This is a genomic window from Lactobacillus mulieris, from assembly GCF_007095465.1.
In the GTDB taxonomy this organism is placed as follows: Bacteria; Bacillota; Bacilli; order Lactobacillales; family Lactobacillaceae; genus Lactobacillus; species Lactobacillus mulieris.
The window spans coordinates 1-26155 of the sequence record NZ_SDGL01000011.1 but is presented as its reverse complement, the minus strand read 5'-3'; the positions used below and the strand labels follow the sequence as shown (position 1 = coordinate 26155).

Annotated in this window: 18 protein-coding genes, 26 tRNA genes, 1 rRNA gene and 1 other annotated feature; of the genes, 1 reads left to right on the top strand and 44 read right to left on the bottom strand. The window is 35.4% G+C overall.

Annotated features, from left to right (window positions below):
• Positions 1 to 182: 182 nt before the first annotated feature.
• From rplT to ETI37_RS05805, 27 genes are all read right to left on the bottom strand, one after another.
• A complete protein-coding gene (gene rplT, locus ETI37_RS05935) occupies positions 183 to 539 on the bottom strand; it encodes a 50S ribosomal protein L20 (protein ID WP_006584435.1) in 357 nt (118 codons plus the stop codon).
• Between the two features lie 43 nt (positions 540 to 582).
• Positions 583 to 783, bottom strand: coding sequence for a 50S ribosomal protein L35 (gene rpmI / locus ETI37_RS05930; protein WP_006584434.1), 201 nt, complete (start codon positions 781 to 783; stop codon positions 583 to 585).
• A 26-nt stretch (positions 784 to 809) separates the two neighbouring features.
• A complete protein-coding gene (infC, locus tag ETI37_RS05925; protein WP_080545369.1) occupies positions 810 to 1337 on the bottom strand; it encodes a translation initiation factor IF-3 in 528 nt (175 codons plus the stop codon).
• Positions 1338 to 1362: 25 nt separating this feature from the next.
• Positions 1363 to 1481: a sequence feature (ribosomal protein L20 leader region), on the bottom strand.
• A 66-nt stretch (positions 1482 to 1547) separates the two neighbouring features.
• Positions 1548 to 3479: a threonine--tRNA ligase gene (gene thrS / locus ETI37_RS05920; RefSeq protein WP_006587150.1), complete on the bottom strand. Its 1932-nt coding sequence runs from the start codon at positions 3477 to 3479 to the stop codon at positions 1548 to 1550.
• Between the two features lie 289 nt (positions 3480 to 3768).
• Positions 3769 to 5724, bottom strand: a complete 1956-nt coding sequence (locus tag ETI37_RS05915; RefSeq protein ID WP_006586454.1) for a M13 family metallopeptidase — start codon at positions 5722 to 5724, stop codon at positions 3769 to 3771.
• A gap of 24 nt (positions 5725 to 5748) precedes the next feature.
• Complete coding sequence (dnaI, locus tag ETI37_RS05910) at positions 5749 to 6663, bottom strand: primosomal protein DnaI (protein ID WP_006586453.1); 915 nt, start codon at positions 6661 to 6663, stop codon at positions 5749 to 5751.
• A gap of 3 nt (positions 6664 to 6666) precedes the next feature.
• On the bottom strand, positions 6667 to 8010 hold the full coding sequence (locus ETI37_RS05905) for a DnaD domain protein (RefSeq protein WP_006586452.1): 1344 nt from the start codon (positions 8008 to 8010) through the stop codon (positions 6667 to 6669).
• 16 nt (positions 8011 to 8026) lie between these two features.
• Entirely contained in the window at positions 8027 to 8494 is a 468-nt protein-coding gene (gene nrdR, locus ETI37_RS05900) for a transcriptional regulator NrdR (protein ID WP_006586451.1), read from the bottom strand.
• Positions 8472 to 9086: a dephospho-CoA kinase gene (coaE, locus tag ETI37_RS05895; protein ID WP_006587149.1), complete on the bottom strand. Its 615-nt coding sequence runs from the start codon at positions 9084 to 9086 to the stop codon at positions 8472 to 8474. The genes nrdR and coaE overlap by 23 nt, the downstream gene beginning before the upstream one ends.
• Complete coding sequence (gene mutM, locus ETI37_RS05890) at positions 9086 to 9913, bottom strand: DNA-formamidopyrimidine glycosylase (RefSeq protein ID WP_006586449.1); 828 nt, start codon at positions 9911 to 9913, stop codon at positions 9086 to 9088. The genes coaE and mutM overlap by 1 nt, the downstream gene beginning before the upstream one ends.
• Positions 9914 to 9925: 12 nt before the next feature.
• On the bottom strand, positions 9926 to 12583 hold the full coding sequence (polA, locus tag ETI37_RS05885; RefSeq protein WP_006586448.1) for a DNA polymerase I: 2658 nt from the start codon (positions 12581 to 12583) through the stop codon (positions 9926 to 9928).
• A gap of 103 nt (positions 12584 to 12686) precedes the next feature.
• Positions 12687 to 13994, bottom strand: coding sequence for a UDP-N-acetylmuramate--L-alanine ligase (murC, locus tag ETI37_RS05880; RefSeq protein ID WP_006586447.1), 1308 nt, complete (start codon positions 13992 to 13994; stop codon positions 12687 to 12689).
• 96 nt (positions 13995 to 14090) lie between these two features.
• Positions 14091 to 16166 carry an LTA synthase family protein gene (locus ETI37_RS05875; RefSeq protein WP_006586446.1) on the bottom strand — a complete coding sequence of 692 codons (2076 nt, stop codon included), beginning with the start codon at positions 16164 to 16166 and terminating at the stop codon, positions 14091 to 14093.
• A gap of 100 nt (positions 16167 to 16266) precedes the next feature.
• Entirely contained in the window at positions 16267 to 17268 is a 1002-nt protein-coding gene (locus ETI37_RS05870) for a lysylphosphatidylglycerol synthase transmembrane domain-containing protein (protein WP_006586445.1), read from the bottom strand.
• The gene (locus tag ETI37_RS05865; protein WP_006587148.1) at positions 17265 to 18311 is read right to left on the bottom strand and encodes a glycosyltransferase family 4 protein; all 1047 of its coding nucleotides are present in this window, start codon (positions 18309 to 18311) and stop codon (positions 17265 to 17267) included. The genes ETI37_RS05870 and ETI37_RS05865 overlap by 4 nt, the downstream gene beginning before the upstream one ends.
• A complete protein-coding gene (locus ETI37_RS05860) occupies positions 18304 to 19470 on the bottom strand; it encodes a glycosyltransferase family 4 protein (RefSeq protein ID WP_006586443.1) in 1167 nt (388 codons plus the stop codon). Before ETI37_RS05860 ends, ETI37_RS05865 begins: the two co-directional genes overlap by 8 nt.
• A 103-nt stretch (positions 19471 to 19573) precedes the next feature.
• Positions 19574 to 19657, bottom strand: a tRNA-Leu gene (locus ETI37_RS05855).
• 27 nt (positions 19658 to 19684) lie between these two features.
• A tRNA-Cys gene (locus ETI37_RS05850) sits at positions 19685 to 19755 on the bottom strand.
• A 52-nt stretch (positions 19756 to 19807) separates the two neighbouring features.
• Positions 19808 to 19880: transfer RNA gene (locus tag ETI37_RS05845), tRNA-His, on the bottom strand.
• A gap of 13 nt (positions 19881 to 19893) precedes the next feature.
• A tRNA-Trp gene (locus ETI37_RS05840) sits at positions 19894 to 19964 on the bottom strand.
• Positions 19965 to 19968: 4 nt separating this feature from the next.
• Positions 19969 to 20050: transfer RNA gene (locus tag ETI37_RS05835), tRNA-Tyr, on the bottom strand.
• 9 nt (positions 20051 to 20059) lie between these two features.
• Positions 20060 to 20132, bottom strand: a tRNA-Phe gene (locus ETI37_RS05830).
• Between the two features lie 5 nt (positions 20133 to 20137).
• Positions 20138 to 20211: transfer RNA gene (locus ETI37_RS05825), tRNA-Asp, on the bottom strand.
• A 3-nt stretch (positions 20212 to 20214) separates the two neighbouring features.
• A tRNA-Met gene (locus tag ETI37_RS05820) sits at positions 20215 to 20288 on the bottom strand.
• A gap of 8 nt (positions 20289 to 20296) precedes the next feature.
• A tRNA-Ser gene (locus tag ETI37_RS05815) sits at positions 20297 to 20387 on the bottom strand.
• Between the two features lie 37 nt (positions 20388 to 20424).
• A tRNA-Glu gene (locus ETI37_RS05810) sits at positions 20425 to 20496 on the bottom strand.
• Between the two features lie 201 nt (positions 20497 to 20697).
• Entirely contained in the window at positions 20698 to 23436 is a 2739-nt protein-coding gene (locus ETI37_RS05805; RefSeq protein WP_006586442.1) for a YhgE/Pip family protein, read from the bottom strand.
• 195 nt (positions 23437 to 23631) lie between these two features.
• Between ETI37_RS05805 and ETI37_RS05800 the strand changes: the two genes are divergently transcribed.
• A complete protein-coding gene (locus tag ETI37_RS05800) occupies positions 23632 to 24570 on the top strand; it encodes a diacylglycerol/lipid kinase family protein (protein ID WP_006586441.1) in 939 nt (312 codons plus the stop codon).
• Between the two features lie 92 nt (positions 24571 to 24662).
• Here the strand turns inward: ETI37_RS05800 and ETI37_RS05795 are convergent.
• The 17 genes from ETI37_RS05795 to rrf form a co-directional block, all read right to left on the bottom strand.
• Positions 24663 to 24752 (bottom strand) — tRNA-Ser (locus ETI37_RS05795).
• A gap of 3 nt (positions 24753 to 24755) precedes the next feature.
• Positions 24756 to 24829: transfer RNA gene (locus ETI37_RS05790), tRNA-Ile, on the bottom strand.
• Positions 24830 to 24835: 6 nt separating this feature from the next.
• Positions 24836 to 24906: transfer RNA gene (locus ETI37_RS05785), tRNA-Gly, on the bottom strand.
• A gap of 21 nt (positions 24907 to 24927) precedes the next feature.
• Positions 24928 to 25000: transfer RNA gene (locus ETI37_RS05780), tRNA-Phe, on the bottom strand.
• 7 nt (positions 25001 to 25007) lie between these two features.
• Positions 25008 to 25081, bottom strand: a tRNA-Asp gene (locus tag ETI37_RS05775).
• Between the two features lie 3 nt (positions 25082 to 25084).
• Positions 25085 to 25158, bottom strand: a tRNA-Met gene (locus tag ETI37_RS05770).
• Positions 25159 to 25192: 34 nt separating this feature from the next.
• Positions 25193 to 25266, bottom strand: a tRNA-Ile gene (locus tag ETI37_RS05765).
• 10 nt (positions 25267 to 25276) lie between these two features.
• A tRNA-Met gene (locus ETI37_RS05760) sits at positions 25277 to 25350 on the bottom strand.
• Between the two features lie 31 nt (positions 25351 to 25381).
• Positions 25382 to 25455, bottom strand: a tRNA-Pro gene (locus tag ETI37_RS05755).
• A gap of 4 nt (positions 25456 to 25459) precedes the next feature.
• Positions 25460 to 25533, bottom strand: a tRNA-Arg gene (locus ETI37_RS05750).
• A 9-nt stretch (positions 25534 to 25542) separates the two neighbouring features.
• Positions 25543 to 25628 (bottom strand) — tRNA-Leu (locus ETI37_RS05745).
• A 12-nt stretch (positions 25629 to 25640) separates the two neighbouring features.
• Positions 25641 to 25712, bottom strand: a tRNA-Gly gene (locus ETI37_RS05740).
• 11 nt (positions 25713 to 25723) lie between these two features.
• Positions 25724 to 25796, bottom strand: a tRNA-Thr gene (locus ETI37_RS05735).
• Positions 25797 to 25826: 30 nt separating this feature from the next.
• A tRNA-Leu gene (locus ETI37_RS05730) sits at positions 25827 to 25908 on the bottom strand.
• A 14-nt stretch (positions 25909 to 25922) separates the two neighbouring features.
• Positions 25923 to 25995: transfer RNA gene (locus tag ETI37_RS05725), tRNA-Lys, on the bottom strand.
• Between the two features lie 6 nt (positions 25996 to 26001).
• Positions 26002 to 26074: transfer RNA gene (locus ETI37_RS05720), tRNA-Val, on the bottom strand.
• 4 nt (positions 26075 to 26078) lie between these two features.
• A 5S ribosomal RNA gene (rrf, locus tag ETI37_RS08005) occupies positions 26079 to 26155 on the bottom strand; the annotation flags it as partial.

Genomic DNA, 26155 nt, shown 5'->3' with positions numbered 1-26155 from the left:
TCCAAAACACCTTGTAAATAGTTTTTTTAATTGTTATTTTTTCACTATATCACCTGATTAATTCGAACTTTAGATGCATATTATAGTAAGCGCTATCATATAAAATAAATTAGTTAAATAAATCACAAACGCTGAAACAAAAAAAGACCAAGAATTTAATCTTGGTCTCATTAAATGAAATCTTAGTTTAAAGCTTTCTTAGCAGTTGCAGCTAATTCAGCAAAAGTCTTTTCATCGTTGTAAGCAATATCAGCTAACATCTTACGGTTGATATCAACACCAGCAACCTTCAAACCATGCATTAACTTGCTGTATGAAAGGTCATTTTGACGAGCTGCTGCATTAATACGAGCAATCCATAACTTTCTGAATTCACTCTTACGCTTACGACGGTCACGGAATGCATACTTGTATGAAACAAATAATTGAGTGCTTGCAGCTTTAAATTGCAAGTGCTTAGAACCACGGTAACCCTTGGCAAGCTTTAAAACTTTCTTACGACGTTTACGTGTAACAGTACCACCTTTAACTCTTGGCATCTGAAATTCCTCCTAATTCGCTATCTGTATTTCTAAAATGTTATTAACGCATTTGGGAAAGCATTTGCTTGATGCGCTTTAAGTCACTGCGTGAAACCATTGCAGCTTTTCTCAAATGACGACGTTGCTTCTTAGTCTTACCGTGGAAACGGTGACCAGTAAATGCGTGATGACGCTTTAAACCACCATTACCAGTTCTCTTGAAACGCTTTGCTGAAGCGCGGTGTGTTTTTTGTTTAGGCATGTTTATTTCCTCCAATTAACAGTTTTTTACTTCTTATCCTTTTCACTCTTAGGAGCAAGCATTAAGAACATACTTCTGCCTTCCATCTTTGGCTTAGCAGTAACATTTGCAATATCTTTAGTTGCATCTGCCATCTTCTCTAATACTTTAAGTCCTAATTCAGTGTGAGTGATTGCTCGACCTCTAAAGCGAATAGAAACGCGTACTTTAGCGCCTTCCTTGCTTAAGAACTTTCGAACATGGTTCAACTTAGTGTCGAAGTCATTACCTTCAATAGTTGGACTTAAACGGATTTCCTTAACACTGACAGTCTTTGACTTCTTACGTGATTCTTTAAGCTTCTTTTGTTGTTCGAAGCGATACTTACCATAATCCATAATACGAGCCACAGGTGGCTTAGCATTTGGAGAAATAAGTACTAAATCTAAATCTGCATCGGCTGCTTGGTTTAAGGCTTCGTTCTTTGAAACGACACCAACTTGTTCACCATCTTCGCCAATCAAACGAACTTCGCGTGCACGAATACTTTCGTTTAAAATTAAATTCCGTGGTATAACGATTCACCTCCATGTTAATTTGAGGACAAGAAAAAAGCGGGTGTGGACAAAACAACCCGCCTTTAATCAACAGAAATTATCGATTAGCCTAGAGGTTTGATCTTTAACTTAGGCGAGAAGCGGGAGCTTCTTCTTGTTCTCAACTAGTTAAACATTATACGTTATTTCATAATACCAGTCAAGGTATAAATTGATTTCAGATATTGATTACTTTTCTCTTGAGTATGAATCTACATCTGCTTGTAATTCATCAATAAATTTATCTAAGCTCATAGATTCTTGTTTTTCAGTACCATAAGGACGAACGTTAACTGCATTGCTGTTCATTTCATCGTCACCTAATACTAAAGTGTAAGGAACTTTTTGAGTTTGAGATTCACGAATCTTGTAACCCATCTTTTCATTTCTGAAGTCAACTTCTGCTCTAAAGCCGTGCTTAAGTAATTCATCACGAACCTTCTTAGCGTATTCACCGTGAGCATCCAAGTTAACAGGAATAATTTCAACTTGTTCAGGAGCAAGCCAAGTTGGGAAGGCACCCTTGTAGATTTCAGTTAAGTAAGCAATGAATCTTTCCATAGTACCAACAATACCACGGTGAATCATAACTGGACGGTGTTCTTCACCATCTTGACCAACGTATGACAAGTCAAATCTTTCTGGAAGCATGAAGTCAAGTTGGATAGTTGACATAGTTTCATCATTACCCAAAGCAGTCTTAGTTTGGATATCAAGCTTAGGACCGTAGAATGCTGCTTCACCTTCAGCTTCAACGTAGTCAAGGCCTAAATCATCCATAGCACCTTTAAGCATCTTTTGGCTTCTTTCCCACATTTCGTCATTTGCGAAGTATTTATCGGTGTTCTTAGGATCACGGTATGACAATCTGAAGTAGTAATCAGTAATATCAAAGTCCTTGTATACATCCATGATTAACTTCAAAATCTTAGCAAATTCTTCTTGAACTTGTTCCAAAGCTACGAAAGTGTGACCATCGTTCAAAGTCATTTCACGAACACGTTGAAGACCTGACAAAGCACCTGATTTTTCATAACGGTGCATCATACCAAGTTCTGCAATTCTGATTGGCAATTCACGGTATGAACGAATGTGGTGCTTGTAAACTTGAATGTGACTTGGGCAGTTCATTGGACGCAATTCAAGCATTTCACCATCACCCATGTCCATTGGTGGGAACATGTCTTCACGGTAGTGTGCCCAGTGGCCTGAAGTCTTGTAAGCATCAAGATTCATCAAAACTGGAGTATAAACGTGTTGGTAACCATCGGCTAATTCCTTGTCAATGATGTAGCGTTCAATTACACGACGAATAGTAGCACCCTTTGGCATCCAGTAAGGAAGACCTGCACCAACCTTAGGATCTACAAAGAAGAGGTCAAGATCACGGCCGATAGTTCTGTGGTCGCGTTCTTTAATTTCAGCACGACGCTTAAGATCTGCTTCAAGATCTGTTTCCTTGAAGAATGCAGTACCAAATAATCTTTGAAGCATTGGGTTTGAGCTCTTACCTTGCCAGTAAGCACCTGCTACTGATAACAACTTGAAGTGCTTAACCTTACCTGAGTTTGGTAATAAAGCCTTAAAACCAAAGTCAACGAAGTCACCCATTTTAAAGGCTGCAACTTCATCACCTTCGCTCTTAAGAAGTTCCATCTTAAATGGATCATTCTTAAATTCGGCTTCAAGTTCGCTCTTTTTAACCATTACTGGTTCAATTGCTTGACCATTCTTAATTAATTTAACAATTGCTTTTTCAAGTTCTGGCAATTCAGTAATCTTGATTTGGTCTTCTTTATCAGTATCAACAAAGAAACCATCTTCATTAGCTTCATGTTCACCTAAACGAAGTTCAGGGTACTTAGCTTGAGCAGCTGCTTCAAGTAAAAATGCAACAGTATCACGCAATACTGCTAATCCTGCTTCGTCTTTATCAGTTAAAATTGCTACTTCGCTATCTTTTTCAAGCATAAAGTTAACTGGCTTTACTTCACCGTCAACTTTTGCTGCTACAGCAGCTTTACCAAGTGAAGTAGAAATGCCTTTTGCTAAATCTAATACTGAAACGGCTTGATCAAAATTCTTCTTTGAACCGTCAGGTAAAGTAATTGAAAAACTCATCATGTAACCTCCAGGAAATAAAAAAGCCCCAGCACGCAACTAGCGCACTGGGACGAATATCATCGTGGTTCCACCCATTTTCTGTATGCCAAAAAACATACACTCTTAAATCGATAATGGGATTCAACCAAGTTAATTAACATGTTCAAGAAAAAAGTCGGGGTGTCAACCTAATGGGAGCTTCCAGAACAAGGCTCCTCTCTCTGAAGCGATTGACATCATATCTTTTATCTAACAAGAATTATACCCCGTCCAAAATTTGTTGCAAGTATTTTACTTAATTTTCTTATTACCAAATTTCTACTCTTTTTTCAGGATCTAACCACATACCATCAGTGGGACCTACCTGATAAGTTTCATAAAATTCCTTTTGGCATTGGACAGGTATATTAACTCTAGTAGGTTGAGGAGCATGGACATCAACACTAACTTCTGTTTTAATAGCTGCTGGTCTTTGAATTTGAGCCCAAGAGCGAGCATAATTTTCAAATAGGTCTTTCATATTGCCACCTTCAAGTTTATTAGCTTGAATTGCACAAGTTAACCCACCTAAATCAGCAATATTTTCAGCAACAATTTGTTTGCCATTCAACTTGCTTGGTCCATATTGCACTCCATCATATAAGTCCACTGCCGCTTGAGTGCGTTTTTCAAACTCATCAAAATCTTGCTTAGTCCACCAATTATTCAAATTACCATTTTCATCAAATTGAGCACCATTATTGTCAAAAGCATGTGAAATTTCATGAGCAATAGTTGCACCAATACCACCATAATTAGCAGCCCGGCTTTGCTTTAAATCATAAAATGGAGCTTGCAAAATTCCAGCTGGGAAAGTAATATCATTTCTTTGTGGATCATAACAAGCATTATTCATATTTCCAGGCATGAGCCATACATTTCGGTTTACAGGTTTAAATAATTTTGACAAATTATATTTTGCCCGAATAACTGAACAAACTTTTTGGTTTTCATACAGACTAACTGTAGGCTCAACTTTTAATTGATCATAAATTGCTTCTAACTTTTCTGGATATCCAATTTTTAAGACCAAAGCATTCAATTTTACAATTGCTTTATCTTTAGTAGCTTGCGACAACCAAGTATTATTAGCAATTCGACTTTCATAAACCTTAATCATCTGCTTAATCATTTGAGTGATGTCAGCTTTAGCAGCTTGTCCTAAATATTTTTGACCATAAAATACCCCTAAAACTTCATCGAAAAAGTCATTGGTTAAGTAATAGGCCTGTCTTTGAACTGGAGGTAATTCTGCAACGCCACTAACAGCTTGACGAAATGGAAAGGCTGCTTCGCGCATTTCTTGTGACAATAATTTAGCGCTATTATTAATAAACTTCATCAGCATCCAACCCTTAATTTGATCAAAATTATCAGGGTTAAATAAAGCTTCGATTTTATCTAAATAACGCGGTTCCATGACAATTACACGCTCAGGTAACTTATCAAAGAGAGTTTCAAGATAAGTTTTAATTGCAAATGACTTAAATTTGATCAAAAATTCAGCCAAACTAATTGGATTATAACAAGCTGGATAATCAGACCACTCTTCGCTTGATTTAACAACTTTGGCTAGTTTTTGATCAAAAATAAGACCTGACTTGATTATTACTTCAGCTTCAGCTGTTTCAACTCCAGCTAATTCCAATAAGTGTTGCGTCTGCTTAGCCAAAATTTGCAATAACTTTTCAGCATCAGGAGCCTGATATGAACTTGTATCTGGTAAGAAAGTACCTGGTCCAGCAAAATATAGGGCATGCTTTTGGGTATTTTTCATATCCGCATCCACTTCAAAAGCGAATGGTAAAATTACTGCTGAATTAAGAATTTGGTTTAGATTGCTTGCAGCCAGGGTATTAAAATCAGAAAAATCCTTTAAAGCAAGTAACTCATGTAAATCGGCCTGAATTGGTGCAGTCTTTTCAGCATTTCTTTGATCAATATTCAAAGCTAGCTTATAAAAATCCACTGCTTTAGCCAAATTTGGCACACTGTTAACATCTTCTTTACCAGCTAATAAGGCAGCTAAATCATCTTTCATCCGCTTTTCAATTCGCATGTCGATTTCAGTATTAACACCAATTTCAGTTCGATCAGCAGGAATCACAGCATCTTTTTGCCATGCTGAATTAACAGCCAAATATAAATTATCTTTAGGGCTAACATTTACATCCGCTTTAGTTAAATCGCCAGCTCCTCCACGAACTTGCAAAATATTTTTCATATTATCATACCTCCTGCTCTAACTTTATTGGTCTAAGCGAAGATTCTTACCGCCAACATCTACTTCTTTACCTAAAAACTTAATGCGCTGCATCAACCGCTTGGCTTTTATGGGCTCAATATTATTTCGAGTTTCTTCAAAATGCTTTTCAAGATCATCAAATGTTAAATTAGAGCTAAAGAAAGTTGGCAATAAGTTATCCATTCGATATTGCAAAATAACGCCTAATACATCATCTCTTGACCACTGTGACAAAGATTCTGCACCAATATCATCAAGAATCAAAATGTCAGTTTTACTAATTCGCGCAACTTCTTCATCGAGATTCTGCTCTTTAATATGAGTGCTCAAATTAGCAAAAAAGCTTGGGGTGTGAAGAAAGATAACTTTTTTCCCCATTTCAGCTAAGGCACGTGCAAGCCAGGCAAGTAAAAAGGTCTTGCCTACGCCAAAATCTCCTTGTAAATAAAGCCCTTGACTGTAATCCTGATTTTGAATGTCCATTAAAAAATTACTGATTGCTGTAATAGCCTCTCTACGATCATCATTTGGAATAATATCTGTACTTTTAACGTGTCGATATCTTTTGGGAACATCTATTAACTCTAAATGCTGATTTGCCTTCTGCTTTATCAAGTCTTTGCTTTTTTCCTTCGTTGGGGCATAAGCCAAATCAATTGTAGAACCATGCAAAATCAGCTTAGGCAAATAGCCAGGGATTGGATTAGATCCATTCTTAGCTGCCTCTTTTTGTTGATGAAATTGAAAAATATTGTTTAAACTTGAAAGAACAACTTCCTTAGGAACATGATTTTGGTTAATAAAAGCCTGTACTTCTGAATCTTGCAAAGCTTCATTAATCAAAGCTTTGCTATCAATCTTTCTATCTTTACTATTCTGAGTAAATGTACTACCCAGTAAATCATTAATTTTTTCCATAACCTAATCCTTTGGATCAAACTTCTGCAGATTTTTCATTATCTCAGATAAATCTTGCTCATCAGCAGAACCTACACTAGCTTCTTTATTAATCTTATCTTGGGCAAGTTTTTTCTTCCAATCAGTTCCTTGCTCAACTCTCTTTTTGCGAGTTTTAGTTACTTTTCGCTTCTGCCATTCACGGGTGAATTCAAGAGCAGCTTCAGGAGTAGTAACTTGATGTTGAAGCCAAGAATTAGCGATACGCCCAGTAATGTTATCAGATAGAACTGAATCATAATCTAGGCATGTTTTAATTAAAATATTAACCCATGCATCAGGCAAATTATAATTAAGTTGCAGACGGCGAATAACATTACGCTCATTATATGTAACAAAGCCACCCTTTTGTAATTTCAAAGTTTCTAAAAATTTTAGAGGTGTTAAACTTTTGGCCATCTCCAACAATTCACGTTCACTTTGATTCAAATCAACTGATGAATTATTTTTTACATCACCACGTTTAAATGCTTGAGCTATTTGCTTTTGACTTTGATTTTGAGTCGCTAATTCATTTAAGCGATATTGCATTTGCTTTATATTCAACTGATCTTGCCCTGCAACAATAGTAGTGGCAACTTGATTAACAAAATCTTGTTCAGAAAGTCCATAAAAATGCATTAATTGAGCCATTTGCCCAGCATGACTATCAACTTCATCTGCTGAAATACCATATTTACTAAAAAGATCTTTTACAAAATTCCAATCAATTGGACTCATCTTAGCTCTCACTAGATTAGTCGCTTTTTGATCTGCTAAATTTGCAGCATTTAAGACTTGTTCATCAGGATTAATAGCTTTTTCTGCTGATAGATGAAAAACATCAAAGAAGTCAGCAGAAACGTCTTTTCCCTCTTTAATAAAGCCAGGTAAAGTAGGATTAAATTCTTTATTCAAGTTTTGAAAACTTGTGGTTCCTACTTTTTCAAGCAATAAGCTACTCAACAAAAGAGTTTTAAAAAACTCACTTGCTTCTGGCACATCAACTAGCTGAAATGCCAAATAATCGCCTACTCCTAGCATCTCGCCATGAAAGGTTTTAACTAGGCCAGTTGCTTCTAATTTATGTAAGCTATTAAAGATATCTTCTAACTTTATATCCAATATTTCTTGTAGTTGATACAACTTTTTTCCTTGGCTTTTAATTGGAACGTGCTGGTAATCATTAATCAAAGTTAAATATAATGACAAGGCAATTGGCCCAATTAATGGTTGATATAAACGGGTCAATACTTGTTCTTGTTTTCTTGCTAAATCAACTTTATTTAAAACAAAATACGTTAATCTGGGATCAGCGTTTTTATACATCTATCTCACTTCGTTTTTAATTTGAGTGTTCATGTTTATCCATGATATCTTTCATTGTTTTCATGAAACCAGATATATCTTGGAATTGACGATAAATACTTGCAAAGCGAATGTAGGCAACATCATCTACATTTACCAATTCATTCATTACCAATTCACCGATTTCTTTAGATGAAATCTCACTAACACCTTGTTTTCTGATTTCATTTTCAACATGATCAACTAACTTATCTAATTGTTCACTAGTAACTGGACGCTTCTGCGCAGCAGCAGCAACACCTCGTAAAATCTTTTCTCTATCAAAAGGTTCACGCGTACCATCATTTTTTATAACCAATAGAGGCGTTTGCTCAACGCGTTCAAATGTTGTAAAACGATATCCACAATTTTCACATTCTCTACGCCTTCTAATTGTTCTTCCTTCATCAGTTGGACGAGAATCAATAACTTTAGAAGCATTTTTATGACAATTTGGACATTGCATCTTCTTTCTCCTTTACCTCTTGTAAAATTTTACTGAGCTTATCTTGTAATAATTCTATTGTACCAGTATTTGCAACGCTATAGGTGGCTAATTTTAATTTCTTACTTGTAGACATCTGACTCTTAATTCTAGACATTGCTTCTTCTTTACTTAATTTGTTTCTTCTCATCAAACGTTCTAATTGAACCTTCTCGGGAACATATATTAATAAGCTGGCATCATAATATTTTTGTTGATTACTTTCAAAGAGCAAAGGGACATCAACTATACATATCCCAGATTTAATGACAGCTTTCTTTTTTTCAATTTCGGCTAGAATCGCTGGATGTGTAATCTGATTTAACAATGCCAATTTTTCTGAATCATTGAAAACTATCTTTCCAAGTTTTTTTCTATTAACCCCACCATTTGAAAGCAAACATTCTTTTCCAAAGCTTTGAGCAATTCGATTTGTAACTTCAGTGTCTTTTTCAAGTAAATTATGAGCTATTTCATCACTATCAATAATTGGCAAGCCTTGATCTTTGAAATAGCTATCTGCTGTCGATTTACCTGATGCAATACCACCCGTTACGGCTAAATAAAAAGTCATCATTTCACCTCTTGGCACTTGGGACAAAAAGTTGTTCCTCGACCTGCTACTTTTGTCTTTTGCAAAACATTTCCACATCTAAAGCATTTTTCACCAGCGCGCCCATACACTTTTAAATATTTTTGATAACCACCGGTTTGCCCTTCTGCATCTAAAAACGTATGGACAGTTGTTCCTCGCTCTTTTATTGCCTGGGAAATAACCTGGTTAATAGCCAAATATAGCTTCTTTATTTCATTATCAGCCAAAGAATTAGCTGGCCGTTCAGGGTAAATCTCACTCAGCCATAAAGTTTCATCTACATAGATATTTCCTAAGCCAGATACTACATCTTGGTCAAGTAAAGTAGCTTTGATATTTTTCTTTTTATTTTTCAATGCTTGCTTGAAATAACTCAAAGTAAAATCATCACTTAAAGCCTCTGGTCCCAACTTCTTTATGCCAGTTTTTTCTTTTTCAGTTCCCGTCCTAATTAATTGCATACGTCCGAATTTTCTTACATCGTTATAACGCAAACTTGTTCCATCAGTAAAAATAAATTCCACATGATCATGTTTATCTTTTGCGTCTTGCGGGCTAGCTAAGCGATATTTTCCCTCCATTCTTAAATGGGAAACGATTGTTAAATTATCGCTTAGTCTAAAAAGTAAAAACTTGGCATAGCGATCAATTTTTATAATTTGCTTTTCTTTCAATTGATCAGAAAAAGATTCACTATCACCTATGATTATATTGGGATACCATACCTTGACCTCTTTAATTATTTTACCTAAAACTATCTCGTTTAATGTTTTACGAACAATTTCAACTTCTGGCATTTCAGGCATACTAATGCTCCTTTACTTTGCTTCATACCAGTCATGACCCCAATTAGAATCTGCAACAAGTGGTACGTCTAATTGAACTGCATTTTGCATTACTTCTGGAACGACTTTCTTTATAGTTTCTAATTCATCAGCTGGAACGTCAAAGATTAATTCATCATGAACTTGAATCAACATTTTAGTTTTAAGATGTAATTCATCTAGTTTCTTTTGCATATTAATCATTGCTATTTTTATAATGTCAGCTGCTCCACCTTGAATAGGTGAATTAATAGCCGTCCTTTCAGCGAAAGAGCGAACATTGAAATTCTTAGCATGAATATCTGGTAAATAACGACGGCGGTGCATTATAGTTTCAACATAGCCATTTTCACGTGCAAAATTAATTTCTTTGTCCATATAATCTTTGATCTTTGGATATTGTTCAAAATAATTATCAATAAACTCTTTGGCTTGTTTTCTACTAATACCTAGATTCTTAGATAACCCATAATCACTGATACCATAGACAATTCCAAAGTTAACCGCCTTAGCGTGTCTACGCATATTAGGTGTCACTTCGTTTGGTGAATCCAAATGGAAAATTTTCATTGCAGTATGAGCATGAATATCATAGCCTGTCTTAAAGGCTTCTTGCATATTTTCATCACCAGAAACATGAGCTAAAACTCGTAATTCAACTTGTGAATAGTCACAAGAAAAGATATAACCATCAGAATTTGATGGAACAAATGCTTTGCGGATTTTTTTACCTTCTTCTAAACGTACAGGAATATTTTGTAAATTAGGATCTACTGATGAAAGTCGACCAGTTGCGGTTAGAGTCTGCTGATAACGCGTATGTACTCTACCATCTGGTTGAATCACATCAAGCAAGCCTTTCACATAAGTTGACTGAATTTTGGCAATTTGTCGATAATCCAATACTTTTTGTACAATTGGAGATTGCTCTTTCAATTGTTCTAAAACCTCAACAGATGTTGAATAACCTGTCTTAGTTTTCTTAATTGGAGGAAGCCCTAATTTTTCAAATAGAATTTGGCCTAGTTGCTTAGGAGAATTGATATTAAATCTTTCTCCAGCTTCAAGATAAATATCTGCTTCAAGTTCTGTAAGACGCTGAGCAAAATCATTTCCTAATTGAACTAATGTACTAGCATCAGTCTTTAATCCGGTAATTTCCATTTTAGCTAACACGTTAGCAACTGGCATTTCAATTGTTTCATACAAATCATCCTGCTCATGTTCAGTCAATTTCTTTAATAAAGTTGGTTTTAATACTTCGATTGCTAAAACTTTTCCTGCTAAATGATTGAAAAAGACTGTTTCCTCTGGTATTGCAGCTTTTTTCCCTTTTCCATAAATGTCAATATCCGGTTGTAAATCATAATAATTGTATAATTGGCAAATTTCTCCTAAATCATTTGAATTATTTTCATTATTTACCAAATATGATGCCAATAACATGTCATAATTCATATTATGACTTTTAATTCCTAACCGATATAAACCAACCATTGTTCTTTTTAAGTCAAAAACATTTTTAGCAATAGCTTGATCTTCTAATAAGCTTAACAAAGGCTGCTTAGTCAATAGTGATACATCATTTGAAACATAGATATTATCGCCCATTTTCAAACTAAAACCAACAAAATCTGCCAAGTGATAATTTTCACCAAACATCCCTAAATAAAAACTAACTTCTGATCCATCCTTGGGAAGCTTATCTAAGTTTTTTTCATTTAAAACTATATAATCAACTTTTTTATCACTTGCTTCCCCAATTTCATTATCAGAACTATTGAGTTCCGCCAAAAAGCGTCTAAAGTTCATTTGTTCATAAAACTTACGCAATTCAACTGTATTAGTTTCTTGCTTCTTCAAGTCATCAAGTTTAAGTTCAACTGGTGAAGTCCGATCAATGGTAGCAAGAGTTTTAGCTAAAAAAGCCTTATCTTTATCATTAATTAAATTTTCTTTTAGCTTTGATTTTTTCATTTCGTCAATATGCTTATAAATATTTTCAACCGAGCCATATTGTTGAATTAAATTAGAAGCTGTTTTTGGGCCCACCTTAGTAACTCCAGGATAATTATCTGAATTATCACCCATCAATGCTTTCATATCAATAAATTCAGTTGGTGTTACCCCATTAACTTCTTTCATATGTTCAGGTGTAAATGCTTCAAGTTCACTTACACCTGATTTAGTAACATACACCGTAGTTAAATCACTGGCTAGTTGTGTCAAATCTTTATCTCCAGAAACGACAGCAACTTGATAGCCTGCATCTTCACCCATTTTAGAATAAGTTCCAATAATATCATCAGCTTCATAATTAGCTAGCTCATAAGATTTAATTCCAAGATCTTTAAGCATTTCTTTTATATAAGGAATTTGTTCTAATAACTCACTAGGTGTTTTCTGACGACCACCTTTATAGTCAGAATATAGTTTAGTTCTGAAAGTTACTTTTCCTGCATCAAACGCTACTAAAACATGGCTAGGATTTTCCTGCTTTACAATAACATCCAGCATATTTTTGAAGGCATAAATGGCATTAGTGTGCAAGCCTTCAGGATTTTGGAAACGATCTAGTTGTCGATAGAGAGCATAAAAAGCCCTAAATGCAACTGAATTTCCATCAATCAAAAGTAATTTCTTATTTGCCATTATTTTTCTCCTTCTTAATAGACAGCTATTATTACAAATATTTATTTTAACAGTTTACAAGCAAGTAAAAAAGCTAAGAGCTTTTTGGCTCTTAGCTTTCAACTTAAATTAACTTTTCAAAAGCATCTTCATATTTTTCAATATCGCCAGCACCCATAAATACCACTACAGAATTACGATTCTTTGTTAAATCTGCGATATTGGCAATATCTATTACCTCACTACCTGGAATTTGACTTGTTAAATCTTCACTTGAAATATCGCCACTCTTTTCACGAGCTGAGCCAAAAATTGGGGTAATATAAGCTTTATCAACTCCACGAAGTATTTCGATGAATTCACTGGCAAATTCTTTAGTTCTCGAATAAGTATGAGGTTGAAATACAACTACTAACTTTTTATCTGGGAATTTTTGTTTAGCAGCTTGGATAGTTGCTTTCATTTCAGTTGGATGGTGAGCATAATCATCAATTACTGTAATATCACCAAAGTCTTTTTCGCTAAAACGACGTTTTGCTCCACCATAAGTTAACAGGCCTTTTTGAATATCTTCCATTGGAACTTCTTCAGTTAATGCAACTCCAATTACGGCAAGAGAGTTCATGATATTATGGTCACCAAATAAATGGGTCTTAAATTCACCAATTTCTTTGCCATGAGCCTTTACACTAAAACTTGTTCCATCAGTTGACTTTTTGACATTATAAGCTTGAAAATCGTCACTATCCTTGAAGCCATAAGTATACTTAGGAATTTTTGTTTCAATTTTTTGCAAACGAGGATCATCGCCCCAAACAAAAAGTGCCTTTTTAGTTTGGTCAGCTGCAGATTGAAATGCACTTTGGGTATCATTAATATCCTTGAAATAATCTGGATGGTCAAAGTCAATATTTGTCATAATTTGATAATCTGGGTGATATGCCAAAAAGTGACGTCGGTATTCGTCAGCTTCATAAACAAAAAAGCGTGAATCTTTAACACCACGACCTTCACCGTCACCAATTAAATATGAAGTTGGAGCAGCTTCAGTTAAAACATGTGATAAAAGTGCAGTAGTTGAAGTCTTACCGTGAGCACCGCTAATACCAATACTTGTGTATTGTTGAATAATTTCTTCAACTGTATCTGGATATGAATGCATTGGCACTTTCATTTCTAAAGCAGCTGCAACTTCCGGATTTTCTTCTTTAAAAGCATTTCCTTTAACGATAACTTGTGCAGGGGTGATATTATCTCTATTAAAACTCTTAATCACAATTCCTTTATCTTCAAGTGGCTTCTGTGTGAAAGTTTCCATGTCAATATCACTACCAGCAACATTAAAACCTAAATCGTGCATAATTAAGGCTAATGAAGCCATACCTGTACCTTTAATTCCAATGAACCAATATTGTTTTGTTTTATCTAGCATTTTTATACTCCAATACTATTTTTCAATTTAATCTTTTTCATCATAACATTTTTTGAAGAAAAAAGAGCCTAAAAATAGACTCTTTACTTATATTTTTTAATTACTGCTCTTTTTTAACTCCGGTGCATCAGTTGTAAAGTCACTTTGAGTAGTCTTTTTACCATTTTGATACCATAGACTAGATTTTTTCTTTTTATCTTCTGCATATAAGTTCTTCAAGGCAATTTTCTTTTGATAGTTGTAGTCTTTAGCATTTACTGGTTTAAACCATGATGGGTGGTAAAAACGCAATAAGTTTCCTCGAATCACACGATCAGAGAGTGATAATTGAGTTGTGACCTGATTTGATAATGATGCTAGCTCTTCTTTTACCTTTTTAGAAGGATTTTTAACTTTCTTCCCAGTCTTAGTATAATAATATGTTCCAGTAACTTTACTATACTTTGGCGTTACAAAATCACCATTACGTTGGACAACTAATTGTTCACGATTAGTAGCTAATAAATCATGTCCAAATTGAATAGTATTCGTATCGTTATATCCTAGCAAGTTCATAATAGTTGGTAAAACATCAATTTCACCACCATAAGTGTGGTTGATACCACCTTTTAACCCCGGCATATGAATCATTAACGGAACACGTTGTTGTTGCAAATTATCAAAATCATTATAACCCTTCTTATCAAGCAATTGAGCCATTGCCTTGTGGTGGTTTCCTGAAATACCATAGTGGTCGCCATACAGAACAATCATTGTATTCTTTTCCAGACCAGTCTTCTTTAAATAAGACATTAACTCACCAATGGCTTGATCTAAATAATGGGCAGTTTGTACATAGCCATCAACTGTAGAATCTCCTGTATCAGTTTTACTAATTGATTGATTCTTCTTATCTAGTTCATAAGGATAGTGGTTAGTTACCGTAATCATCTTCAAATAAAATGGTTGTGGCAAACGTTCAATATATTTAATAGATTGACTGAAGAAAATTTTATCTTTTAATCCATAACCAATATAATAACTCTTCTTATTTACATAATAAGATAGTGGCATGAAATATTGATAACCGAATTGCTTATATGCGTTATTCCGATTCCAAAATGAACCTTCTCCCCCATGCATAACGGCTGTTGTATATCCGTCTTGTCCCAAAATAGCTGGAGCTGCTTCAAAAGTATTTGCTGTACCATAACTAGACATTGCAGAACCAGATGAAAGTCCATATAAAGAATTCTCTAACATTAATTCAGCATCAGAGGTTTTACCTTGACCAACTTGGTTAAAGAAATTATCAAAACTCAAGGTATCACTTTGGTGATATAACTTATTTAAGTTAGGAGTTACCTCTTTACCTTTCCACTTATAGTCAATCAAAAATTGTTGAAAACTCTCTAAGTGAATAATTAAAACATTTTTACCCTTTGCAACCCCTGTATAACTAGCATTAGGTGTTACTTGATGTTTTTGTAGATAAGCTTGAACTGATTTTAAATCCGATGCATTCGCCTTAGCCATCTCAGCATTATTTTGAGCAGTTTTTACACCATCATATAATGCATATTCATTCATCCCTAAATATTTAACAATATAATTATTGTCAAAAGTTCTAGTTAATAACCCTGAACGATCCTTTTGAGCCATAAATAAATTTAGAGCCATTAAACTCAGAGCTAAAAGTTCAATTAAGCTAGTAACTTTTAGCTTTAATGGGCGAACATCGATTTTAAATACTTTAAATAATATAAGCGCTAAAATAATTACTAAATCTAAAAACGCTAAAAAGTCAGTAGCCTTAGTAATTCCAGCTATACTTTTTCCTAAATTATCAGAAGTTGATCCGGAAGTTGACATTATCGCAAATGATAAAAAATTTGAAAATTCACGATAATATAAAATATTGGCAAAAAGCCAAAAACTCATAATAAAATCAATAATCCAAATAATCCAATATGATTTTCGCCCTTTAAAAAAGAGTCCAATTCCTAACAATAACATCCCTGCGGGAATTGGATTAAGTAATAGCAAGAAATTTTGCATAGACCCAGTAGCGCCAAGACTAAACTTAGTTATGTAGATTAAATATGTTTTAATCCAAAATAAAGTCAGGACAACTGAGAAATAACCCAACTTGGTATGAAAGAGCCAATCGGCAATTTTTTTGGCACGAAACATCCAATTTTCCTCTCAATCTTTAATTATCAACTCTTATGATAATACTACTTAAATACACTTCTATATTATCTACTTCTGGCATTTAACAAAAAATTAACCCCTAATTTTCTTTCTTAGGCCTAATTAGCCACGCTATTACTCCTAAAAGCATACCAAAGAAGTATGTTGCAAATCGCCAAATAAACATTCCCATAACTAATTGAGCATTATTCTTTACAAAGAATTTGAATAAGGCCTGAAATCCCAGCTCTGCTCCACCACTTGCACCTGGTATTGGGACAATCGCCATAAATAACACAACCAAAATGTTTAGCTGCACTAGTTCAAGCCAACTTCCAGATAGATTTAATGCTTTTATTGTTAAAAATGGCACACTATAAAATAAAGTCAATTGAATACATGTCAATATAAAACTAATTATTAATCTTTTTTTATGCTGAAACAGTCTTTGACTTTCACAATAATATTCATCAACTTGTTGATCAAAAGCAGTTTGAAAATTTGCTACTTTTTCTGCAGATATAAAACGAATACCTAATTTAAAAATAAAAGCTCCTATCTTTTTTAAAAGGTTTCTTGCAAACATTCCAAAAAGCAGGAAGATAATTGTACTCATATGAATCAAGAAACTAATCACAATAATTATATTAAAATGCTTCATTTCTCCTAACAATTGATGCCCAGTAAGAAAGGCCCAAATATAGGCAAAAAACACCACCAATTGATAAATTATAAATTTCATCAGTAAAAGCGAACTTGCAGGCCCAAATTCTATTTTCATTTGTTTTAATGCAATTAGTTGAGCAGGCTGACCACCAGTTGCCATTGGCGTAATTGCATTAAATAAGGCTTGAATCAAAGGTACACGATAGAAATGAAGCAAATCTATAAATTTTTGCTTTCCAGATAAGACAAATAAAATTGCTGCTTCACAAAAGTACGTACATAAAATCACTAAAAGAATCAATATAATGAAGCCATAATTTATATTTTTACTTGATGCAAGTAAGGCATTGAAATTTGTTTGACTTAAATCCCAATATAATACAAGAAAGCTTATTACTAAAACAGCTATAAAACCAAAGAAATAATTTCTTCTCATAAATGAATTTGTCCTAGCTTTACCCCAAGTTCATATTGTTCGAGGTAGAAATTCCGCCAAATCTCAGCTAAATGTTCTTCAGAATACTTTTCACTTGCCTTTAAAGATAATGAAGCATATTTCTTCAATAAATCTGGATTAGCCTTAATCGTTCTAATTTGCTCATTTAAAGTAGTAAAATCATCACCATACATATAATAGCCATCAATAATTGCTTTATATAAGTCTAAATTTCTAAGCAATACAGGTGTACCGCAAGAAAATGCTTCTAAAACAGACATTGGAAATAATTCATCAAATGAAGGTAACAAAAACAAATCAGCAATATTTAAATAATTAACTAGTTCTTCACGTTTTACAATTCCAGTAAAAATTAAATTCTTAGGAGGATTTTCTACTAAATTCCGATAATGATCATATCCATCAGTGATTTTTCCAAAAGAGAAACCACCAGCCCATATAAATTGAATGTCTGGATTAGCCTCTGCTAACTTTGCAAAATCATCTACACCTTTTCGTTCTTGAACTTGTCCATCACCAAAAATGACAAATTTGTCTAATGGTATGCCTAATTGATTACGAAAAGCATTTTTTTCAACTGTAGATTTAGTATAAAATTCTTCCTTAGATACAAAATTAGGAATATATTTTATTTTATTGCGATCAAGACCATGAGCAACCAACTTATCAATAAATATTGGATTAACTACCACAATTTGATCCATACGCTTATAAAAATTAATTACATAATCATAAAATGCCTTCTTAGCCGGTTGGGGCAGTTTTATCGACCCTTCTAAGGTTTCAGGTAAAAAATGCACATAGCCTATTTTTCTTCCTCTTGCAGGGGAAAAGCTATTAATAAAATATGTAGGATTAATTGTATGATAATGAGTCAAATCACTTTGACCATATTTATTAATCGTCATATAAAAATCATCTACTAATCTCGTTCTCATCAGATTAATTAGTTCTTGATATGCACTACCTACACCTTGACCTTTAACTGAGTCTGCTTGGGAAAACATGTTAATTCTAATCATCATTTACCTCTTTGTTTGAATGGGTATCAATTGCAGCTTGATAAAATCCAATTACTTCTTTACCAAAATGAGCTGCTGATATATTTTCCAACTTAGTTTTTAATTTACTTGGATTAATAGGCTGCTTACCTTGCTTTAAGTAAGAAATAATTGCTTCTTTCATTTCTTTTTGACTATTAAATACTTGTCCAAATTCAATATCGTCAAAAACATTTTCCGTATAATCCGTGTCAAAAACCACACTTTTAGTTCCAGCAGCTAAAGCTTCAATATAAGTTAACCCTTGAGTTTCAGTATCACTTGCAGAAACAAATAAATCAGCCATTCGATAAAAATTACCTACATCTTCATGAGGAACATCACCGGTAAAAATCACATAATCTTCAACCGACAAACGTTCTACTTGATTCTTCAATAAATCAACATCTGGCCCATCACCAGCAATTACTAATTTCAAATTTGGAAATTGTCCTATCAATTCTGGCATCAAATCAAGAATTCTATCAATCTTTTTTTCAGCTGCAATTCTGCTAAGAGTCAAAATAACTAAATCATCAGAATCAATTCCCAATTCTGGACGTACGTCCCTTTGTTGATCACCATTCATGGCCTCTATATCAACTCCAGTTGGAATTACTTCTATCGGAACCTGAACACCATAACGTTCCAATAAATTTTCAACACGTTTACTAGGTGCAACAACTCCATCCATGTTTTTTAAATAAGCTTTAGTAAATTGCTTAACATGCACGGGACGCAATAAATTACCATTGAGGACATAATGTAAATAATCTTCATACATTGTGTGGTAAGTATGAATTGCAGGAATATTTAGCTGATGTGCGACATATTTTCCAATTAAGCCCATAGAAAATTCAGTTTGTGTATGAACAATGTCAAGCTGAACTTCCTTGGCAACTCTAGTAGCTTCAAAAAGGCCCCTAAAAGCAATTCTGCGATCAGTAAAGGAAATAAAAGGGACACTAGAAAAACGGAATACATTTGGTTCTACAACCCCTTTACCAACATGAGGATCAGTAGTTGTAAAGATAAAAACATTGTGTCCTTGCTTTTCCAAAGCTCTTTTAAGAGTTTGAATCGATGTAGCAACACCACTAATTTGTGGAAAGTAAGTATCTGTATATAACCCAATGTTCATAAAAAAACCTCCATGATTACTATTATAGAGATAACTTGTACAGCTTGCAATTTGAGCAACAAAAAAGCTCATGAATAAATCCATGAGCTTTCTATAAACATAATAGCGGTGATCGGGGTCGAACCGATACGTCCCAAGGGACACCAGATTTTGAGTCTGACGCGTCTGCCAATTCCGCCACACCGCCATAGTACTTGCTAATACCAGCTTGATAAGGCGGAGGTCGGACTCGAACCGACGATTAAGGTTTTGCAGACCTCTGCCTTACCACTTGGCTACACCGCCATTAGCTTTTCAATTGTATGAAATAAGATGCCTTTCAGCATCTTATTTCTAGGGCGGAATATGGGATTCGAACCCATGCATGCCGGATCCACAAACCGGTGTGTTAACCCCTTCACCAATTCCGCCGTGAAGTACTAACAGGGATAGTAGGAATTGAACCCACACCAACGGTTTTGGAGACCGTTGTTCTACCTTTAAACTATATCCCTATTATGGAGGAGAGTGGATTCGAACCACCGAACTCAGGGAGAGCGGTTTTACAGACCGCCGCGTTTAGCCACTTCGCTACTCCTCCAAGAAAACATGGCGCGGGACGGAATCGAACCGCCGACACAAGGAGCTTCAATCCTTTGCTCTACCAACTGAGCTACCGAGCCATTTACGGTCCATGACGGATTTGAACCGACGATCTCCTCCGTGACAGGGAGGCGAGATAAACCACTACTCCAATGGACCATATTGCGGGAGCTGGATTTGAACCAACGACCTTCGGGTTATGAGCCCGACGAGCTACCAGACTGCTCCATCCCGCGATAAATTAAGGAGGATGTGGGATTCGAACCCACGCGCGGGCAGAACCCGCCTGACGGTTTTCAAGACCGTTCCCTTCAGCCGGACTTGGGTAATCCTCCGTTTATTTACCAAATATATTATTTAATTATTTGGTCATGACCCGTACGAGATTTGAACTCATGTTACCGCCGTGAAAGGGCGGTGTCTTAACCACTTGACCAACGGGCCGCTTGACTCACTCCGACGTCCTCCGCCGAAGCACAAATATTATAATACCTAAGAATGTTCTTTTCGTCAACACTTTATTGCAAAAAAAATCAAAAAAATTCATTTTTTTCAAAAGCAGCGTCATATCAGTGTTTTTGGAGCTAAAAAAAGCAAATTCAGTCTATTTTTTGACCAAATTTGCTTCTTCTTTTATGAAATTTTCTAAATTTCTTGTGTAATTTGTTTACTTTCTACTTCTAAAACTTCTTTTTTTATTAGTGTACTTGCTGCAAGTAGGAATAATAAGTAGAACAATACTGCAACGCCTAATAAGACAAGTGCATTAATACTTGCATAACTATTTCCTAATCCACCAGTTATTGCTTGTCTTAATCCATTTATCGCATAAGTCATTGGTAAAAGCGGATGAATGGCATTAAAGAATGAATTAGTTACCTGCATTGGGAACATACCACCAGCTCCACCAATTGACGCAATAAATAATAGCAAGCCAATAATTGTACCTAATCTTCCCATGATAAGAGTTAAGAACTGCATAATTGCCATTTGAGCAAGAGTATATACTAAACAAATCCAAAATAGGTCTAAAACGTGATCTACTTGTAATCCAGATAGCATCATAATTACATTTAAGATCACAACCATAGCTAAACTAACACTTACTGCTCGCTTAAATTCGTCATTTAAGACTCTAATTGCATCTTTAGGTGCTTTCCGTCTTCTATTAGCTGGGAACTCTAAAGTAAAGATTAGTACACCAATAAAGAGTCCTGTAGCCATTGCAAAAGGTGCTAAAGCATGACCATAATTTGGAACTTTACTTGTAGAAGTATGCTGCAATGATGTTGGTGTTGCAAACATTTCTGCATTATTTGTAGTACCAATATTACTGTTAACTTTATCTGCTCCATTACTCAATTGGGTTGCTAATTGGCTACTTCCTGATGAAATTTTAGTCATACCGTTAACCAATTTATTAGAATTACCATTCAAAGTTTGAGTACCAGTAGCTAATTTATTTACTCCATCAATCAGAGATGGGACCTGAGAATTTAATGAAGAAAGTGCTGTACTTAACTGACTAGCTCCATTATTTAAAGTAGTATTGTTAGATACTAAGGTAGCAGTTCCTGTCTTTACTTGACTAACTCCTTGGGTATACTGATTAGTTCCATCATAAAGTAATTTAAATCCTGATATTAAGCGATCAGAATTAGAAGCTAATTGAGCTGCACCATTGGCAGCTGTATCAACACCATTAGTATATTGATTGATACCATTTACCAATGTATTGATTGATCCAGTTGAATCAGCCAATTTTTGCGTTCCTGCAGCGATTTGACTTGTCGCTGATTGTAAACTAGCAAGTTGGGTTGGCATTGCTGTTAATAAGCCTTGATTCTTCTTCAAAGCTGCTAATAATGTATCTGTTTGAGTTAACAAGCTTTGTGCTTGTGTCATAGTAGATTGCAATGCTGGTAATTGTTTGGAGAGACTTTGTACTGTATCAATTTGCGGTTGCAAAGTACTTTGCGTATCCAGCATTACTCCTAATAAATTCCCCCATGAATTATTAGCTGAATTAATTTGAGTAGTCGAATCATTAGCTTTTGATTTGATTTCAGTTGCCAAATTAGCTAATTTGGCTTTTGTATCGCTACTTAAAGTCTTATCACTGTTCAATAACGAATTAATTTGATCTGCATCATCACTAATCTTTTGATTATCATCAAGTGATGTATACAAGTTTCCCATGTCTACAGCAGTCGTAAACGCTTGATTCTGAAGCTTATCCACTGCTGTAGTTAGAGCATTGACATCAATACCTGATAACTGTTTTAACAAACTTTGAACCGTCGATAATTGTTTTTCAAGACTAGTAACTTGTTCTTGCATACTAAGTGCTTGAGTTAAAGAACTAACAATATTGCTAGATTGCAAATTATTATTAAATGTTTGAACACCTGAAGCCACTTGACTTGCACCATTATTCAATAATCCAAATTGATTACTTGCTGACTGCAAACTTGTTGCTCCAGCTCTTAAAGCAGCAGAATTAGTACTTAAAGTATTAAGACCTGTATTTAATTGTGCATTCCCTGCTGTAAACTTCGTTAGCCCGGAATTAAATGTATTCATACCTGTTAGTAAATCACCTGATTTACTATTTAAAGTATTAACCCCACTATTCAGCTTTGCTACTCCTGCTGTATATTGTGAAACACCATTTGCAAGAGTAGATGATCCTGATGCTAATTGACTTGCACCTGCTTTAAGAGGTGTAACAGAAACTTTAAGAGTTTGGATTCCATCATTAATTTGTGATACAGCAGCAGTATATTGTTTAGTACCATTAGTTAAAGTTACTGTACCATCACTGATTTGCTGTGCACCAGAGGCTGCCTTATTCATTCCAGCTCCTAATGTTTTCAATTGAGAGAACATTGCAGTTGCATACGCTTTGGTAACAGCCGACCGAATCATGGTATTAAGTTGTTTAATACCCACATCACTCATTGTTTCTGCCAAATAATTTAATGAATCATTTGTCTTATATTTCAATTGCATCTGTTTAGGCTTTTTGCTCATAACAGTAGCTGCATTTTTTGAAAAATCACTAGGAATAGTTACAACTGTGTAAAATTCTCGATTTTTCAATCCCTCCCTTGCAGCATTTTCGTTAACAAAAACCCATTTTAAATCATGATTTTTCTTAAGTTGGGCAACTGTTTGATCTCCAACAGCTAAAGTTTTTTTATTATATTTAACTGCCTTATCTTCATTAACGACTGCAATAGGCAAATTTTTGGCACCCGCATAGGGATCCCAAACAGATTTTATAAATGATAAGCTATAAAAAATTGGAGCTAAAACTGCCACGGAGATCATAATCAATTTTAAAAAACTCGGATTTTTTAGCCATTTATTTACTTTTTCCATTAAAACCTCCTATTTGTTGCTCTCGCTCTCTAAAACTATATGTTTTAGAATCTGTAAAGCTAACAAAAACAAATTATATATTACTATCTATTTTTGTCAAATGTATATATATAGCAAATGGAGATTTTAATGACTTTTCTTTTAAGCTATGATAGTCTATATATCATGTAATATGTATTGTTTTAGAGGTTTTATATGAAAAATAAAAATCCAAAATTCTCAATTATCGTCAATCTCAAAGCTGGTTCTGGCCATGCTAAAAAAATTTGGCCTATCGTTGAAAGAGAATTAAAAAGAAGAAATTTGGTATATGAATGTTTTTATACAAAAGCTATTGGACATGCCCAAACATTAGCCAAAGAAATTGCCCATAAGCGAGAATGTGACATTATTTTAGTCCTTGGAGGAGATGGGACTTTACATGAAGTAATCAATGGCCTATTGTTTGCAAAACAAAAGACACCTATTCCTGTTTCTTATATTCCGGCAGGATCAGGAAATGATTTTGCAAAATCTTATGGCATTTCAAATACTCCAATCAAAGCACTAGATCAAATTATAAATTGTCAAAATATTCAAAATATTTGCATAGGCCATTACATCGAAAAAATCGGCGGTCGCGAGGGATTTTTCATAAATAATTTAGGCATTGGATTTGATGCACGCATTGTTCACAAAACTAATTCTTCATTGACTAAAAAAGGCTTAAATAAGTTAAATCTAGGACAGTTTTCATATGCTATGAAAGGTTTTTCAGCATTTTTAACTCAAAATACTTTTGAACTAATAATTGGAGAGCGCCATTTTAAAAAGGCCTATATATCAATCGTAAACAATGTACCTTATATTGGTGGTGGAATAAGAGTCTCACCAGAAATGAGTCCTTTCAAAAATGGACTTGAATTATTTGTAGTTGAGAAAAAGAACATTCCCAATCTACTAAAAGTACTTAGTCTTTTTATACAAGGAAAGGTAGATAAAAGTCCATATGTTCATCGTTTTAAAAATAACAAATTGGCAATTAAGACAAAAAATAGTCAATTTATACATTTAGATGGTGAAGAATTCGCAAAAGCAGAAGTAAACTTGATTTTAGATACTCAAACATACCCATTTTGGCAAAAACATAACTAAAAAGGCACATTAATAAATGTGCCCTTTTTATATCTATATTACTACATCAAAAAAGCACGCTACCCAAAACAGATAACGTGCTCTATTCAATACGGAGCAAGAGAGATTTGAACCCTCGCGCCGGAATTATCCGACCTACACCCTTAGCAGGGGCGCCTCTTCAGCCACTTGAGTATTGCTCCATATGGGCCTAAATGGACTTGAACCATCGACCTCACGCTTATCAGGCGTGCGCTCTAACCAGCTGAGCTATAGGCCCATATTAAGCGGGTAACGAGAATCGGACTCGCGACTAAAGCTTGGAAGGCTTTTGTTTTACCACTAAACTATACCCGCACAAAATCTTTAAAAAAATAATGGCGCGGGACGGAATCGAACCGCCGACACAAGGAGCTTCAATCCTTTGCTCTACCAACTGAGCTACCGAGCCATTCTTACGGTCCATGACGGATTTGAACCGACGATCTCCTCCGTGACAGGGAGGCGAGATAAACCACTACTCCAATGGACCATATTGCGGGAGCCGGATTTGAACCAACGACCTTCGGGTTATGAGCCCGACGAGCTACCAGACTGCTCCATCCCGCGATAATATTTCATATTAATTTTTAAAGACCCTTTATGGACCTTGTAGGACTCGAACCTACGACAAGACGGTTATGAGCCGTCTGCTCTAACCAACTGAGCTAAAGGTCCAAGCGTACAATAGCGGCGGGGGGGATCGAACCCTCGACCTCCCGGGTATGAACCGGACGCTCTAGCCAGCTGAGCTACACCGCCAAAATGTAATCAAATATAAATTTAATTACTATCGGGAAGACAGGATTCGAACCTGCGACCCCCTGGTCCCAAACCAGGTGCTCTACCAAACTGAGCCACTTCCCGATTATGCACCCTGTAGGACTCGAACCTACAACCTTCTGATTCGTAGTCAGACACTCTATCCAGTTGCGCTAAGGGTGCATCAATAAGTGCCGAGGACCGGAGTCGAACCGGTACGGTTGAAACCAACCGCGGGATTTTAAGTCCCGTGCGTCTGCCAATTCCGCCACCCCGGCATCATTATTGAAAGCGGAAGACGGGATTCGAACCCGCGACCCCCACCATGGCAAGGTGATGTTCTACCACTGAACTACTTCCGCAAAAATATGAATGCCGATTATACGATTTGAACGTACGACCCCCTGTTTACAAGACAGATGCTCTACCAACTGAGCTAAATCGGCATATTGTCAATGTGTGGTTTGGCAAACCAATACGGGTGGTGGGACTTGAACCCACACGTCCGAAAACACTAGAACCTAAATCTAGCGCGTCTGCCAATTCCGCCACACCCGCGATATTAGGGCCAATGAGCTGTGAGGGACTTGAACCCTCGACCCACGGATTAAAAGTCCGTTGCTCTACCAACTGAGCTAACAACTCAGGATATGGAGGATACAGGGCTCGAACCTGTGACCTCCTGCTTGTAAGGCAGATGCTCTCCCAGCTGAGCTAATCCTCCATGTGCGCGGCGGCTACCTACCCTCGCAGGCAGTTTCCCACCAACTACTCTCGGCGTGAAGAAGCTTAACTTCTGTGTTCG